Source organism: Agarivorans sp. JK6 (genome assembly GCF_045277145.1).
Lineage (GTDB): Bacteria > Pseudomonadota > Gammaproteobacteria > Enterobacterales > Celerinatantimonadaceae > Agarivorans > Agarivorans albus.
In genome coordinates this window covers 2,380,457-2,396,089 of the sequence record NZ_CP113525.1, presented here as the reverse complement: position 1 = coordinate 2,396,089, position 15,633 = coordinate 2,380,457, and the positions used below count along the sequence as shown (strand labels likewise).

The 15,633-nt window shown below is 41.5% G+C and carries 14 protein-coding genes; 7 read left to right on the top strand and 7 right to left on the bottom strand.

The genetic code is table 11. The features are described 5' to 3' along the window. Positions 1–55 precede the first annotated feature (55 nt). Complete coding sequence (locus tag OV592_RS11190) at positions 56–1,285, bottom strand: HD-GYP domain-containing protein (RefSeq protein WP_406608631.1); 1,230 nt, start codon at positions 1,283–1,285, stop codon at positions 56–58. Between the two features lie 194 nt (positions 1,286–1,479). On the opposite strand from OV592_RS11190, the gene OV592_RS11185 reads away from it, so the two are divergent. After that, positions 1,480–2,094, top strand: a complete 615-nt coding sequence (locus OV592_RS11185; RefSeq protein ID WP_406608630.1) for a flavin prenyltransferase UbiX — start codon at positions 1,480–1,482, stop codon at positions 2,092–2,094. A gap of 47 nt (positions 2,095–2,141) precedes the next feature. Here OV592_RS11185 and fur read toward each other — a convergent pair whose 3' ends face one another. Beyond that, positions 2,142–2,573 (bottom strand): ferric iron uptake transcriptional regulator, encoded by a 432-nt coding sequence (fur, locus tag OV592_RS11180; RefSeq protein WP_016403243.1) that lies wholly within the window; start codon positions 2,571–2,573, stop codon positions 2,142–2,144. Positions 2,574–2,722: 149 nt separating this feature from the next. On the opposite strand from fur, the gene OV592_RS11175 reads away from it, so the two are divergent. Then, a complete protein-coding gene (locus OV592_RS11175; RefSeq protein WP_406608629.1) occupies positions 2,723–3,211 on the top strand; it encodes a DUF4442 domain-containing protein in 489 nt (162 codons plus the stop codon). Positions 3,212–3,216: 5 nt separating this feature from the next. Here OV592_RS11175 and OV592_RS11170 read toward each other — a convergent pair whose 3' ends face one another. The 5 genes from OV592_RS11170 to OV592_RS11150 form a co-directional block, all read right to left on the bottom strand. After that, on the bottom strand, positions 3,217–3,807 hold the full coding sequence (locus tag OV592_RS11170; RefSeq protein WP_152784980.1) for a lytic transglycosylase domain-containing protein: 591 nt from the start codon (positions 3,805–3,807) through the stop codon (positions 3,217–3,219). 87 nt (positions 3,808–3,894) lie between these two features. Further along, a complete protein-coding gene (fldA, locus tag OV592_RS11165; protein WP_221077100.1) occupies positions 3,895–4,422 on the bottom strand; it encodes a flavodoxin FldA in 528 nt (175 codons plus the stop codon). A gap of 21 nt (positions 4,423–4,443) precedes the next feature. Next, complete coding sequence (gene ybfE, locus OV592_RS11160; RefSeq protein ID WP_016403239.1) at positions 4,444–4,731, bottom strand: LexA regulated protein; 288 nt, start codon at positions 4,729–4,731, stop codon at positions 4,444–4,446. 18 nt (positions 4,732–4,749) lie between these two features. Further along, positions 4,750–4,971: a DUF2788 domain-containing protein gene (locus OV592_RS11155; RefSeq protein ID WP_016403238.1), complete on the bottom strand. Its 222-nt coding sequence runs from the start codon at positions 4,969–4,971 to the stop codon at positions 4,750–4,752. Between the two features lie 56 nt (positions 4,972–5,027). Further along, the gene (locus tag OV592_RS11150) at positions 5,028–5,798 is read right to left on the bottom strand and encodes an alpha/beta fold hydrolase (protein WP_406608628.1); all 771 of its coding nucleotides are present in this window, start codon (positions 5,796–5,798) and stop codon (positions 5,028–5,030) included. A gap of 190 nt (positions 5,799–5,988) precedes the next feature. Here OV592_RS11150 and seqA point away from each other — a divergent pair, with 190 nt between their 5' ends. From seqA to OV592_RS11125, 5 genes are all read left to right on the top strand, one after another. Next, positions 5,989–6,558 carry a replication initiation negative regulator SeqA gene (gene seqA / locus OV592_RS11145; RefSeq protein ID WP_406608627.1) on the top strand — a complete coding sequence of 190 codons (570 nt, stop codon included), beginning with the start codon at positions 5,989–5,991 and terminating at the stop codon, positions 6,556–6,558. Positions 6,559–6,595: 37 nt separating this feature from the next. After that, positions 6,596–8,245 carry a phosphoglucomutase (alpha-D-glucose-1,6-bisphosphate-dependent) gene (gene pgm / locus OV592_RS11140; protein ID WP_016403235.1) on the top strand — a complete coding sequence of 550 codons (1,650 nt, stop codon included), beginning with the start codon at positions 6,596–6,598 and terminating at the stop codon, positions 8,243–8,245. A gap of 497 nt (positions 8,246–8,742) precedes the next feature. After that, positions 8,743–11,217, top strand: a complete 2,475-nt coding sequence (locus OV592_RS11135; RefSeq protein ID WP_016403234.1) for a glycogen/starch/alpha-glucan phosphorylase — start codon at positions 8,743–8,745, stop codon at positions 11,215–11,217. 103 nt (positions 11,218–11,320) lie between these two features. Next, the gene (astE, locus tag OV592_RS11130) at positions 11,321–12,373 is read left to right on the top strand and encodes a succinylglutamate desuccinylase (protein WP_406608626.1); all 1,053 of its coding nucleotides are present in this window, start codon (positions 11,321–11,323) and stop codon (positions 12,371–12,373) included. Between the two features lie 200 nt (positions 12,374–12,573). Then, a complete protein-coding gene (locus tag OV592_RS11125) occupies positions 12,574–15,624 on the top strand; it encodes an FAD-binding and (Fe-S)-binding domain-containing protein (RefSeq protein ID WP_406608625.1) in 3,051 nt (1,016 codons plus the stop codon). The last annotated feature ends 9 nt before the right edge of the window (positions 15,625–15,633 follow it).

Below are 15,633 nucleotides of genomic sequence, written 5' to 3'. Positions count from 1 at the left end.
ATGCAAAAAAAGCCCGAAATATCGGGCTTTTTTATTGATTAGAACTGATGGAATCTTACTGTTCAGGGTCGAAAAAGTAACAACAGCGTAGTTTCGGATCGAAGTTTTTTACTAAGCTTGCCGGCACATCTTCCCATCTAACGGTTTTGTTTATCTTCAGCTCTTCTTTAGTCAAATCCATAATATTTGCGTTTGCAAAGTTTTTACCTTTCTCTAGTAGCAATACTCTTGGTTTCAACTTCTCTTTTGGATTACTCGACATCACCATTGCAAAGCCGTTATTCGATAAACTCACTATTGAGCCAGGCGGATAAATACCCAATGTATTCATGAGTTGCTCTAAGTAGAGCTTGTTGTATTTTGTTTCGGCATTCTTGTAGAGAGAAGCGAAGGCTTCTTGGGGAGTCATACGTTTTTGATTGGGCAAGGGGGCACACAAATGCTCAAACGCATCCACAATCGCTAAAAGTTGAGTGGCTTTGCTTAGTTCCTTAGCTTTTAAACCCTGAGGGTAGCCTGAACCATCAAGGCGCTCATGGTGATTAACGACTATTGGCAATACTTCTTCGGGAAAAGAACCGGCCTTCTTTATAAGCTCAGCGCTAAATTTGGGGTGAGTTTGATAGAAGTTTTGTTCTGCTTGAGTCCATTCGCTTGGTTTTCTACGAATCTGTTGAGGTACTTTCAACTCGCCGATATCGTGAATCATCGCTGCAATACACAAGTGTTGGCATTCTTTTTCGGTAAACCCAAGGTTTTTGGCAACTAAGATTGAGAGCACAGCTACGTTTACGCTATGAAAGAAAATGTCTTCATCGCTACTAGGTTCTAAGCTTACATAAACACTATGAGCCGACGATGATTTGAACATCATTTGCAATGTAATGTTCACTTGTTCAAAGATACTGTAATAAGCCTCTTCGGGTTTGCTGGTAAACTTGGTTAAGGCTAAGCGGAAGTTTTCTGCATTTTGTAAGTAGGCTTTGTTTGCTCGCTTCTGTCCATCCCTAAGCTCATCTAGCCATGCTTGATCTGGGTCTACCTCTGCTACTTCTGCTTTATCCTCTTCCAGTGCGTCATTTAGGTTAACTTCAGGAGTCGCTATTTTAGACTTACTAGGGACAACTTCTATGAGGTCTAATCCTAAGGATTTTACAACTGTTAGCTGCTCGTCATTTTTGATGAGAAAGTTGTTACGCATGAATGGATGCGCTGTCCAACCTAGAGGAAGGCTGATGTAATGTCCGACTTGTAAGAACTGAGTGGGTATTTCCGTTTTAGACATAGGCCTAGATTTATTAATCCTTTGAGTAATTGTAGTAAATAGTCACAGATTTATAAATGCTTGATTGTTCATAACTAGTCGCTTAGCACACTTATTACCGCTACAATCACCTTTAAGTATATTTGCTAGGTTAAACAATTTGATTTCTCGAATGAGTTAGAGTTTTCAATAACGAGATAATCATCATTAAAATCATGAATAATAAAGAGATTACTTTAGCTATTACTGGCGCTTCAGGCGCGCCTTATGTGCTGTGTTTATTAGAACAACTAGTCAAAAAGCAGTTTACTATTCACCTGTTAGTTTCTAGTGCTGCAAAAGTAGTGTTAGCTACGGAAGTTGATGAACAGTGGCCGAGTAGTCCAGAGAAAGCACAAGCATTCTTGCAAGGAAGGTTTAGTGCTAAGCCCGGACAAATTGTTGTACCAGGTAAAAATGATTGGTTTTCACCAGTTGCTTCTGGATCTGCTGCTCCAAAAACAATGGTTGTGTGCCCTTGTAGTATGGGGACGTTGGCCTCTATTGCTATGGGGCTTTCAGATAACCTTATTGAACGAGCGGCCGATGTTGTAATCAAAGAGAAAGGTAAGTTGATAATGGTGCCTAGAGAAATGCCTTTCTCGGCGATCCATTTAGAAAACATGCTTAAGTTAGCTAAGTTGGGGGTGGATATACTGCCGGCCAACCCTGGTTTTTATCATAAGCCAGAGACCATTCAAGATTTAGTTGAACATGTAACTGCGCGGATTCTTGACCATATAGGCATAGAAAATGACTTAGTAGTGCGTTGGGGATATTCAGCTAAATAAATAGGGGAGGTAAATACAGGTGATTAGATCACCTGTATTTTTAGAAACTAATCTTCGCGGCTTTCGCAGTCTGCTTTGGTGCAGTTGCCGTACAAGTACAAGCTATGGTTAGTCAGTTTGATATTGTTTTCTTCGGCGATATCTTTTTGTCGTTGTTCAATCATATCATCGTTAAATTCAATCACTTTGCCGCAGTCTAAACACACTAAGTGATCGTGGTGATGTTGGCTATTTAATTCAAATACCGACTTTCCGCCTTCAAAGTGGTGACGAGTAACAATGCCAGCATCATCAAACTGGTTAAGTACGCGGTAAACCGTTGCTAAACCAATCTCTTCGCCTTGATCAATTAAGAGCTTGTATAAGTCTTCCGCACTAATGTGCTGGTTATTAGGCGTTTGCAGCAGCTCTAGAATTTTCATTCTTGGCAAGGTCACTTTAAGGCCCGCTTTTTTTAGAGCTAAATTATTATCAGACATAGGTGAAATTTTTTCCCTTGCTGTTATTCATTCCATAACTGCCCAGTAGTATACGGATTTACATGACAAACAGAAAGCTTGATAAGAAAACTTGTAGCACAGTTAAATATTTATTAACCTATTGTTAACATGTCTGACCAGTTGAGTTTATGGATATTCTACTAAAAAGAGCAAACGTCGCGAGATCTGTCCTTAATCTTTGGCCACCATTTTGGGGTTCTGGGATTAAGATCACCCAACTCAGCAAGGATTTTCACTTTTGCCGAGTTCAATTAGCATTTCGATGGTGGAATAAAAATGCTAACCGCTCTCAATTTGGTGGAGCAATGTTTGCGATGACCGATCCTATTTATCCGCTGATGTTAATGGCAATTTTAGGCAACAAATACCATATTTGGGACAGTGAATCTTCGATTAAGTTTGTAACGCCTGGCCGAACAAAAGTGTTTGCAAAGTTCCAATTGGATAAAGCATTCATTGAAACAATTTTGAACGCGGCAGCTTCTGGAGAGAAATTTGAGCCTGAAGTGTCAACAGAGGTTTTTGACGAGAAGGGTAATGTTGTTGCGGTTATAAAACGTAAGCTATATATCCGGCTTAAACGGCAGTATCGCCCTGAGTTGAAGCAAGTTGCCTGAACGCTTTACTGAATTAGACTTAAGTTTTTCTTGTAGCGTTCTATAACCTTAGTTACGTAGTTTTGTGTTTCTTTATACGGTGGAATAGTAAAGCCATAACGTTTAACTGTATTTTCACCTGAATTATAAGCCGCTAGCGCGAGTTGAAGCGATTCGAACTCGTCTAGTAACCAGCGTAAGTAGCGGCTACCTGCTTCTATGTTTTGTTCTGGAATGAAAGGGTCAGTAACAGAAAAACGCTCTGCGGTCGCCGGCATTAACTGCATTAAGCCCATGGCACCGGCACGGGATACTGCATCATGCTTATAGTTTGATTCAGTAGCCACAACAGCGTGTACCAATGCAGGGTCAAGTTTATGACGTTTCGCGCTGTCTACAATTAATTGATGGTATGGGCGCTCACTGGGTGCTCGTTGAGGTAATGATTTAGCTTTTGGGGGATCTAGCGATTTAGGCGTTCGCATCAATAAACGCCATTTAGAGCCTTTCTTTTCTTGAGCAAAGTGCATCACACCATGTTGGTCTTCATAAAACCAAACATCGGCTCTAGCTACACTAGATATCCCAATTAAAATTAATAATAAGTATTTAAACAATTTGCTCTCCCTCTGAACCAAGTTAAGCATAAACTTGGCCAACTATACGAGGGCCAGATACAAAAACTGGGCTTTCGCCCAGTAATTTTAGTCAGCTAATTCAGCTAAGCACATTTCTTCGTAAACTTGTTTACACCAGCCTTTAACACGTTCTTGGGTTAATTCTGGTTGACGATCTTCATCAATGCCTAAACCTACAAAGTGTGCATCATCTGCAAGTGCTTTTGATTCTTCAAAATCGTAGCCTTCTGTTGGCCAATGACCCACAACAGTAGCGCCTTTATTTACTACAATATCGTTGATAGTGCCCATGGCGTCTAGAAAGTACTCGGCGTAGTCTTCTTGGTCACCACAACCAAATATTGCTACCAATTTCTCAGAAAAATCAATTTGTTCTAGGTCAGGGAAAAAGTCATCCCAATCACATTGAGCTTCACCGTAATACCAGGTGGGGATACCCAATAGAATTAGTGAAAAATCATCAATGTCTTCTTTAGAAGACTTGGCAATGTCTTTTACTTCAACTAGTTTTTTACCTAGCTCTTTTTGAATCATTTGCGCAACAGCTTCGGTGTTACCGGTGTCGCTACCAAAAAATATTCCTACACTCGCCATAAATGTTACCTGTAATACAAACTATTGATTTGTTGAAAATTGACTAACTTGTTTGTTTAGCATCTTTTCGATTAACTCACTGCGGCTTATGCCGGACTCAGTAGCCAATTGATTTAACTGTTCGAAGAGAGCTAGCTCTACTTTCAACTCGATTCTTTTAAGACCATTTGCACGATCGCGTTTCAGCTGGTTGCGCTTATTGGTTTTTAACTGATCTTTTCGCTCTAAAGGGTTAGTTCTTGGTCGCCCAACTCTTTTTTCACTGGCGAATAGATCAATAGTGGTTCGATCTGTATTTTGTTTTGCCATTAATTATAAAACAACCGTCTAAGCTAAGCCGCTGCCTTCCCAAGATAGCTGAATTAGCCCTTTTGCAATAAAGCCTGCACACCCCAAAAACAATACTAGCCATACTATTGCGCGGCCGAAAGGAGGTACATTGCCTTTTTTTAATACGTCTTGAATAGCCATGCCGATAAAGAAAAATAGAACAACGAAGCCAATATTTAGCGCTAGGCTTTCTATAAGATCTATATGCTTTGCGAACATCACTATCCTTGAGATAAAAATTCGACGCGCACTATACCATAAAGCGTCACAAGGTGTTAAATATGCTTGGCTAAAAACTGCTCAGTTAAACGGTTGAAAATAGCTGGTTTTTCGGCGTGTAACCAATGTCCGGTTCCGGCAATCATTTTGAGCTCGGCCTTAGGAAATTGTTGACTTACCGTTTGCTGATATTCATTCACAATATAGTCGGAGTTTTCGCCTTTTATAAACAAACAGGGACGCTTAAATTGCCCAAACTCTTTCCAGCCGATGATGTTGTTGTAGCAGAGCGCCAGTTGCTTTACATCAAATAGCCATTGCCAGCCTTGGTTTGTCTTCGTTAATGACTTAAGTAAAAACTGGCGTACGCCAGCTTCTTGGATATGCTTCGCTAACAGTTGCTCTGCTTCATTACGTGAGTTTATATCTTTAGGATCAAAGCTATTTAATCCTGAAAATACCGCAGCATGGTTGTGTTGGTATGCTACAGGAGCAATGTCGGCAACAACAATAGCGTTAACTAAATCGGGGTAGAGTTGCGCAGTAGCCATAGCTATTTTGCCACCCATGGAGTGGCCAACAATAGCGCAGTGGGAAATATCAAGCTTATCACATAAGGCTTTAATCGCTTTTGCTTGATGTTGGTAGTCCATAGAATCTGAGCGAGGAGACAAACCGTGATTTAAGGTATCCACACTGATAACTCGATAGGTTAACTCTGTAAGGTGCTTTGCTAATAAACCTAAATTGGACAAACTGCCAAATAGCCCATGAATGAGCAGGACAGGGTAGCCTTGCCCTTGTTCTTTATAATGTAGGTCCAACAATGTTGCTCCGCAAATGTCACAAAATTGTTAGTCTGCCTTTGCAGCTCTATTACTACAAGTATTTGAAAGGCATTTCTTTGTTCACTAATTAGCCTTTCGAAGGATCTAATTCGGATTGTTGGTGAGTTATTAACGCTGCTATGTATAATAATTAGTTATGTTAAGAGCTTTGCAATCCTAGAAAGAAACGATGAAAACGATAGAAATTGAAGAAGATTTGTATTTATACATTGCCAGCCAAACTAAACACATTGGTGAAAGTGCCTCAGATATTCTTAGGCGACTGCTGGAAGTAGATGGCCAAGATTTACAACAAGCACAGGCTGAAAATTTAGTTGTAAGTAACGAAGAGGCCAACGTTGAGCAAGAGCTAGTAGTTGAAGCAGTAAACACTGATTCGCTAGCGCAAACTGATGTGGCCGATATTGACCCTCTAAATTATTTCAATTTTTCTGAAATATCGGAAGCGGGCAGTTCTACTAAACGTTTCTTATCTTTGCTTTCTGGTCTTTATACTATTGATGGTGAGCGGTTTGCTAAAGCTTGTGTATTAAAAGGAAGTAAGCGTGAATACTTCTCACAAGATAAAGACTTCTTATTGGCCTCTGGAAAAACCAGCAAACCTCAAGCTATTCCAAACAGTCCTTATTGGGTGATCACAAATACCAATACTGCGCGTAAAAGGCATATCCTCCAGCACGTTGCCAGTGAAATGGGCTTACAAGAATTTCAAATTGAACGCTTATGCGAAGCGGTCTAACTTTTTATCTTAAACTTAAGCATCGGAGAAGCTATTAATGGCTATTCACCCTTTAGCAGGTAAGCCAGCTCAGGCTGAGCATCTTGCAAACATTCCACGTTTAGTGGCTGATTATTATCTATTAGAACCTGACGTATCTGTTCGAGAGCAGCAAGTGGCATTCGGCACTTCTGGCCACCGTGGTAGCTCAAGCAAAAAAGCGTTTAACGAAAACCATATTTTGGCAGTAAGCCAAGCTATTGCAGAGTATCGTTTAGCTCAAGGAACTACTGGTCCTTTATATATAGGTAAAGATACCCATGCGTTATCAGAGCCAGCTTTTTGTTCAGCTATTGAGGTATTTGCAGCAAACGGAGTAGAAGTACGCTATCAAGAAGGACTGGGTTACACGCCAACGCCAGTTATTTCTCACGCCATTTTGGCTTACAACCGTTTAGGTAAAGAACAAGCAGACGGTGTAGTAATTACACCTTCACACAACCCACCAGAAGATGGCGGCTTTAAATACAACCCACCAAACGGTGGTCCAGCTGACGGTGACGTAACCAAAGTGGTTCAAGACCGCGCCAATGAAATTCTGGCTAATGGCTTAAAAGAGGTTAAGCGCATTAGTTACGACGAGGCTATCGCAAAACCTTCTATTGTCGCTATTGACTACATTAAGCCTTATGTTGACGACTTAGCAAACGTGTTAGATATGGATGCGATTGCTAAAGCCAAAGTAAAAATTGGCGTTGATCCATTAGGCGGTAGTGGTATCGCGTATTGGTCAGTAATTGCTGAAACCTACGGTTTAGACATTGAAGTAGTTAACGACCGTGTTGATCCAACCTTTTCGTTTATGACCTTGGATAAAGACGGCAAAATCCGCATGGATTGCTCGTCTCCCTATGCAATGGCAAGCCTTATCGCACTAAAAGACAAGTTCGATGTAGCGGTAGCTAATGATCCAGATTACGACCGCCATGGCATTGTGACTAAAAGTAGTGGTTTACTTAACCCTAATCATTATCTAGCTGTAGCGATTAACTATTTGTACTCGCATCGAAGCCAGTGGGGAGCAGATGCAGCAATTGGTAAGACATTAGTATCAAGCTCAATGGTTGATCGTGTTGCAACTAGCCTAGGCCGTGAACTTAAAGAAGTACCAGTTGGCTTTAAATGGTTTGTAGACGGTTTATTCGATGGCAGCATTGCCTTCGGTGGTGAAGAAAGTGCTGGCGCATCATTCCTACGTAAAGACGGTGGGGTTTGGAGTACCGATAAAGACGGAATCATATTAGCCTTACTCGCGGCAGAAATTATCGCTGTTACCGGTAAAGATCCTGGCGAACATTATCAGGGATTTGTTGAACAGTTTGGCGAGCCTTGCTACAAACGTATCGACGCACCAGCCAGCATTGAACAAAAAGCAGTGTTAAGCGCACTAGACCCAGCCATGGTAGAAGCAGAAACTCTAGCTGGTGAAACGATTACCGCCAAGTTAACTGCTGCACCAGGTAACGGTGCCGCTATTGGTGGACTAAAAGTGGTTACCGAGAATGGTTGGTTTGCTGCTCGTCCGTCGGGAACTGAGGCTATCTATAAGATTTACATGGAAAGTTTCAAAGGTGAAGAGCATCTAGCCTTAATTGAACAAGAAGCTCAAACCATTGTTTCTGCAGCATTGGCAAAAGCTGGTCTATAATCTATAAGCACCGAATGAAGGGTATTGAATAAATACCCTTTTTTTGTGCATAAATTCCGCCTGAAAACGTATGCCAACTGCTTCAAATTGCAAGTTCTGTAATAGTTTTGTTACAAAAGCACATTACAATGGTATAGGTCTATAATTTGAACGATTTGAGTCAAAAGCCCCGTATTAATTGATTCCGATCAAGATTGCTTCCGATTTACTTATGAAAGCATTTTCAAATGCTGGGCTTTTGGCGGGTTTTCTTTACACTTCATTTCGGTTCTTTGAGTGAAAAAGCATTTTTTCCAAAAAATGCATAAAAATTTAGTCTTGAGAGAGGCTTTTTTACCTAAATGTGATGTAGAACGTATATAATATCGTTCCGCATCGGTAACATGAGCTCGGATTTTTGAGCACATACAGTCTTTTGTAGCATTTGTTGTTCGGTTAACCATCGAATGCTACGTTGGAAGATGTCACCACAAAGGTTAGATACAAAGGAAATTCACATGGCCGCTAAAAAGGCAAAAGCAACAAACACAGTAGCGTTATCAAAAGATCAGTTTAAAGATGCTATCGTTAAACATCTTCGTAGTACTTGTGGTACTGACGAAGCTCGTGCTAACAATCAAGCTTGGTGGAAAGCCACTTGTGCAGCAGTAAACGAGTTAGTTTTCGAACGCTTAACAGAAACTTCTAAAGCGAATGCAGAGAAAGATTCTCGTGCAGTTCACTACCTATCACTTGAATTCTTGATGGGCCGTTTAACAGTGAACAACATGCACAACGTAGGCGTTTTTGGCGCTGCACGTGATGCATTGGCAGATCTTGGTAAAGACGTTAACGACATCTGTGACGAAGAGCCTGATATGGCGCTTGGTAACGGTGGTTTAGGTCGTCTAGCTGCTTGTTTCATCGATTCTTTGGCTACTCTTAACTACCCAGCGGTAGGTTACGGTATCCACTACGAGCACGGTCTATTCCGTCAAGAAATTCAAGGCGGTCGTCAAATCGAACGTCCTGATAGCTGGCGCGAATACGGCAACCCTTGGGAAATTTGCCGTCCAGAATCAATTCAAGAAGTTCCTCTATACGGTTACGTAGAAACTGTATTTGGCGAAGATGGCAAAATGCGCAAAGTTTGGCATGCTGGTCGTCAAATCAAAGGTGTGCCATGGGATATCCCAGTAGTTGGTTACGAAGCTAAAACTGTAAACGTATTACGTTTGTGGGAATCTAAAGCTGCTGACTTCTTTGATTGGGACGTTTTCAATGCCGGTGGTTACATCGATTCTCAATCTGAGAAATCTCAAGCTGAAGCTGTTTCTAAAGTATTGTATCCAAACGATGAGTCAGAAGCTGGTAAAGAACTTCGTCTAATCCAACAGTACTTCTTCTGTGCTTGTTCACTAAAAGACATCATTCGTCGTTACAAGCGTAACCACAGCGATTTCTCTCAGTTCTCTAAGCAAGCTGTTATTCAGTTGAACGATACTCACCCAACTGTTGCTATTCCTGAGTTGATGCGCATTCTTATCGACGAAGAAGGCTTGGTATGGGATGACGCGTGGGCTATCTGTAAAGAAACTTTCGCATACACAAACCACACTCTATTGCCAGAAGCGCTAGAAAAATGGGCTGTGTACTTGTTCGAGAAAGTACTTCCACGTCACCTAGAAATCATTTACGAAATCAACCGTCGCTTCCTAGAAGACGAAGTTGAAGCTAAATGGCCTGGCAACGACGAAATGAAACGTCACCTTTCTATTATTGAAGAAGGTGAGACTCGCATGGTTCGCATGGCGTTCTTATGTGTTGTTACTTGTTTCAAAACTAACGGTGTTGCAGCAATGCACTCAGAGTTGGTTAAAGAAGATTTATTCCCAGAGTTCTACGAACTATGGCCTGAGCGTTTCGTTAACGTAACAAACGGTGTAACTCCTCGTCGTTGGTTGCTTGCATGTAACGAACAGCTAGCTAACATGTACAACGAAACCGTTGGTACTGATTGGCCGCTAAAACTAGACGAGCTTAAAGGCGCTGCTAAATTTGCAGACGACGCTAAGTTCCAGAAAAACTTCATGGCGATTAAACGTGAGAAGAAAGTAGAACTAGCTGACAAGATCGAAGAGCTTTGTGGTATCAAGGTAAGCCCTGATGCAATGTTCAACGTTCTTATTAAGCGTCTACACGAGTACAAGCGTCAGCACTTAGCACTTCTACACATCCTTGCACTTTACCGTCGTTTACTTGAAAACCCAGATTACGATATGGGCCCACAAGTATTCATCTTCGGTTCTAAAGCTGCTCCTGGTTACAAGTTAGCTAAAGACATCATCTACGCAATCAACAAAGTTGCAGATAAAGTGAACAACGACCCACGCATTAAAGACAAGCTTAAAGTTGTGTTCATGCCTAACTACCGTGTAACGCTAGCTGAGAAACTATTCCCAGCGGGTGACGTATCTCTGCAAATCTCTACTGCAGGTTACGAAGCATCAGGTACTGGTAACATGAAGTTTGCTCTAAACGGTGCCCTAACTCTAGGTACTATGGACGGCGCAAACGTGGAAATCCGTGAAGAAGTAGGTGACGAAAACATCTTCATCTTTGGTATGGATTGTGACGAAGTTAAAGCCCTTAAGGCTGCTGGTTACAACCCATGGGATTACTACTACGGTAACCCTGAGCTGAAAGCTGTTCTAGATTGGTTAGAAACAGACTTCTTCACTCCTGGTGCACCTGGTGAACTAGCTTCAATCAAGCATAGCTTGCTAGAAGGCGGTGACCCGTACCTAGTATTGGCAGACTTCGAGTCTTTCACTACTCAGTACACTGCAGTAGACGTTGCTTACCGTGACCAGAAGAAGTGGGCTAAGATGGCTATCATCAACTCTGCTTCAGTAGGTAAGTTCAACTCAGACCGTTCTATTGAAGATTACGTAGACCGTATCTGGAAACTTGAAAAAGTTATGCCTAACTAGGAACCTTAGTTCTTAGCTAAAAAAGGGAGACAATGTCTCCCTTTTTTTATGCGTGAAAAACTAGCATACTATTGGCCACTTCTAAGATATCTAAGGACAAGATGTGGCGAAAACAGCTTTACTCCAACAGGGTCTGCTAGCGTTCACCTTAAACTCTCCAAAAAACGCCGACACCTTTGAGTTTGAATTAGCCAATAATACTAAGGTGATTTTATTAGCACCTGGTGTACTGCAATTCGAACCTAAAGAGACTACATCTAGTCGAGCAATTGTGTTGTCTGCCGGAATACACGGCAACGAAACAGCGCCCATTGAATGCTTAGATAAATTAGTTTCTGATATTTTTTCCTTGGAGATAAAGCTAGATCAACCCTTGCTGGTTATTTTTGGTAACCCTCCAGCGATGATTGAGGCTAAAAGAGAGTTAAGTGTAAACTTAAATCGTTTGTTTATAGGTAAGCATAAAAATTACGAGCGCTGCTATGAAGTAGAACGGGCTAATCAATTGGAAACTCTCTTAGACAGTTTCTACAAAGCCTATCAGCATTTACCCGCCTATCACTTAGATCTACATACCGCGATTAGAAGCTCAAAACATGAAAAGTTCGCCGTTTACCCCTTTACCCATGGTAAGCCTTGGAAAAAATCAAGTTTAGCGCTGTTGCAATCTTGTGGAGTGGACTGTGTACTTTTTTCAAACGAGCCAGCATCAACATTTAGCTACCATTCAAGTGCCAAATACAATGCGGTAGCTTTTACCGTTGAGCTAGGCAAAGTTCATGCTTTTGGTCAGAATGTGTTAAGTAAGTTAGACCAACTAGTTTCTACGCTGCAGCAACTGCTTAGTTCTAGCAAGATGGATTCATTAGAATTTGAAGCTAACAAAGCGATCTTGTTTGAAGTGAGTGATGTGGTTAACAAGCATCAAGATGATTTTTGCTTTAGCTTCAACCAAAGCCAAGCTAATTTTACTGAATACCAAACAGGTTATGAGCTTGCCAAAGAGGGAAGTGAACGAGTAGTTATTAGTAACGGCCCTAAAGCCATTGTATTTCCTAATGACAAGGTAGCAATTGGTCAACGAGCAGTATTGTTAGTAAAAAGAATGACTCAATCAGATATTGTCCAAGCAGAAAAAATTCATAGGCTGATATAAGCAGATAAAGCTAGTGATTCTAAATTCACGATGCATCACTAGCTTATTATCTGTTATAAAGCTCATTAACTTTACGTTCACGCTAGCTAGTAAACAAAACGCAGTACAACACATTGTTACTATCAAAGACGTATTGAAGCACTAGATCCCGTGATATAATCCCTCCAATTTTTAATACCTTAGAGTGGGACAACGGATTTATGATCCCTAAGTTAAGCCCTCAGCATTCTCTTGAGGCTCTGTATTTAGATTATCTAGCGAAGCTTGAACAATCGGCTTTTTCTGGTGAAATTCAAACTTCTTACGCCAGTCGTTTAGCAGTCGCTACCGATAATTCTGTTTATCAATATTTGCCACAAGCAGTCGTTTTCCCAAAAACAAGCAACGACATAAAGCAGATCAGCCGTTTAGCGTCTGCTTCAACTTTCCAATCAATTAAACTTAGCCCTCGGGGCGGTGGTACTGGAACCAATGGCCAGTCTTTAACCGAAGGTATCGTTGTCGATTTATCTAAGTTTATGAATAAGGTCATTGAACTTAACGTTGAAGAGCGTTGGGTTAGGGTGGAAACGGGCATCGTAAAAGACCAACTCAACAGCGTGTTAAAAGAGCATGGTTTGTTTTTTTCACCTGATTTGTCCACCAGTAACCGCGCTACCTTAGGTGGTATGATCAATACCGATGCCTCTGGTCAAGGTTCGATGGTTTACGGTAAAACCAGTGATCATGTTATTGGCTTAAAAGCCGTACTAGCTAGTGGCGAAGAAATTGACACTGACCCAGTTAGGGTTGATCACCTAGATCAGCAGCGAGAGTCCTTAACTGATATTTATGCTGCGGTTAAGCACGCCTGTGTTGATATGCGCTCGCTTGTTGAAGAGAAGTTTCCGAAACTTAATCGCTTTTTAACCGGCTATGATCTAAAAAATGCCTATTCACCTGAAGAAGATAGTGTGGATCTGACCCGTATCTTGTGTGGGTCGGAAGGTTCGTTGGCGTTTATCACTGAGGCTAAACTGGACTTAACCCCCATCCCCAAGTTTAGAACCTTAGTCACAGTAAAATATGATTCTTTTCAGTCGGCATTACGCCATGCTCCTAGCCTAGTTGCTGCTCAAGCCTTATCGGTTGAAACTATCGATTCAAAGGTACTTAACCTCGCGCAACAAGACGTTGTTTGGGACAGCGTTAGAGAGTTAATTAGTGATGTACCCGAGCAAGAAATGCAGGGCATCAACATTGTTGAATTTGCCGAAAATGATGAAGCCATTCAACAACAAAAAATCAGTAATCTTATTGAGACCTTATCGGAAACGGGAGTGACCGAACTAGGTGTTATTGGTTTCCAAAGTTGTGATGACTTAACCAGCATTAATGCCATCTACAACATGCGTAAGAAGGCAGTTGGTTTATTAGGCAATACTGCAGGAAGTGCTAAGCCGGTAGCCTTTGCCGAAGATACCTGTGTGCCACCAGAGAACTTAGCTGACTTTATCGTAGAGTTTAGAGAGTTACTTGATAATAAAGGTTTGCATTACGGGATGTTTGGCCACGTAGACTCAGGCGTATTACATGTTCGTCCAGCCTTAGACTTGTGCGACCCCGAACAAGAAATCCTTATGCGCGAGATCTCGGATCAAGTGGTAGCACTTACCGCCAAGTACAAAGGATTAATGTGGGGCGAACACGGAAAAGGCTTTCGTTCTGAATATGGTCCTGAGTTTTTTGGTCAAGAACTGTTCGCTGAGCTTCGGAAGATTAAAGCTGCTTTCGATCCCTACAACCAAATAAACCCGGGCAAGATTTGCACGCCTTTGCATAGTGAAGAGCAACTGGTCTCTGTTGATGGTACAAAACGCGGTGCTTATGACCGTGAAATAGCCATAGAGGTACGCGACAGCTTTAAAAATGCAATGGAATGTAATGGCAACGGACTTTGCTTTAACTATGATACAAGTAGTCCAATGTGTCCTTCATTTAAAGCTACCGGAGACCGCCGTTATTCACCAAAAGGTCGGGCTGGCTTAATGCGCGAATGGCTTCGCCAGTTAGCTGCGTTAAAAGTTGATCCGCTAGCTCAAGAGCAAAAGCTTAACTCTAGGTTCATTTCTCCAGACAGTATTTTGCTAAAAATTAGAAATAGCATAGCTAAATCTAAAGGTGAGTATGACTACAGCCACGAAGTATATGATGCGATGCAAACTTGTTTAGCCTGCAAAGCTTGTACAACAGGGTGTCCAATTAAAGTAGATGTACCTACTTTTCGTTCTCGCTTTTTAAATGTTTACCATGGGCGTTACCTACGACCGCTTAAAGATTATTTTGTCGCTTACGTAGAGAGTTACGCGCCTTTAATGGCCAAAGCGCCGCGTTTATTTAATACCGCGATGTCTCCTAAGTGGGCAAGCATAGCGGTAGAAAAAACCATCGGTATGGTCGATATTCCGACATTAAGCTTTCCTACATTGGCTCAACGGTTGCCAGAAAGCTTAACCACTAAATATGACTACAAAGCTTTACAAAGTTTAAGCGAAGAACAAAAACAAAAGACGGTATTGGTAGTTCAAGACCCTTTTACCAGCTTTTACGAAGCAGAGTTGGTTGAAGACTTTGTTAAGTTAGCGAAAAAGTTAGGGTTAAATCCTGTGCTGTTACCGTTTAAACCTAATGGTAAGCCACAGCATATTAAAGGCTTTTTGAGTAAATTTAATAAGTCTGCGCAAACAAGTGCCGCGTTTTTAAACCAAGTTAGTGAACTAGGTATAAAAATGGTTGGGGTTGAGCCTGCTTTAGTACTGTGTTACCGCGATGAGTATCAACATGCGCTTGGCGATTCGCGAGGTGATTTCGATGTGTTGGTGGTGCAAGAGTGGCTCGATTCATTAGATAAAAGCTTATTTGAGAACCAACAAGTGACTGATAAGGGTACCTGGTATCTATTCGGTCACTGTACTGAAAAAGCATTAAAAGCAGATGCTTTCAAGCAATGGCAGCAAGTGTTCAATCGCTTTGGCAGTAAGTTAGAAGATGTCGCTGTAGGTTGTTGTGGCATGGCCGGCACTTACGGACATGATGCTAAGCAGTTAGCCACTTCAAAAGCTATTTATGAGTTGAGCTGGAAGCAAAAAATGGCAAGCTTACCAACAGAACGTTGTATGGTTACAGGCTATTCTTGCCGAAGCCAAGTAAAACGCTTAGAGGGTGAAAAACCAAAGCATCCGTTACAAGTGTTGTTGAGTTTACTGCCTTGAGTATTTGGA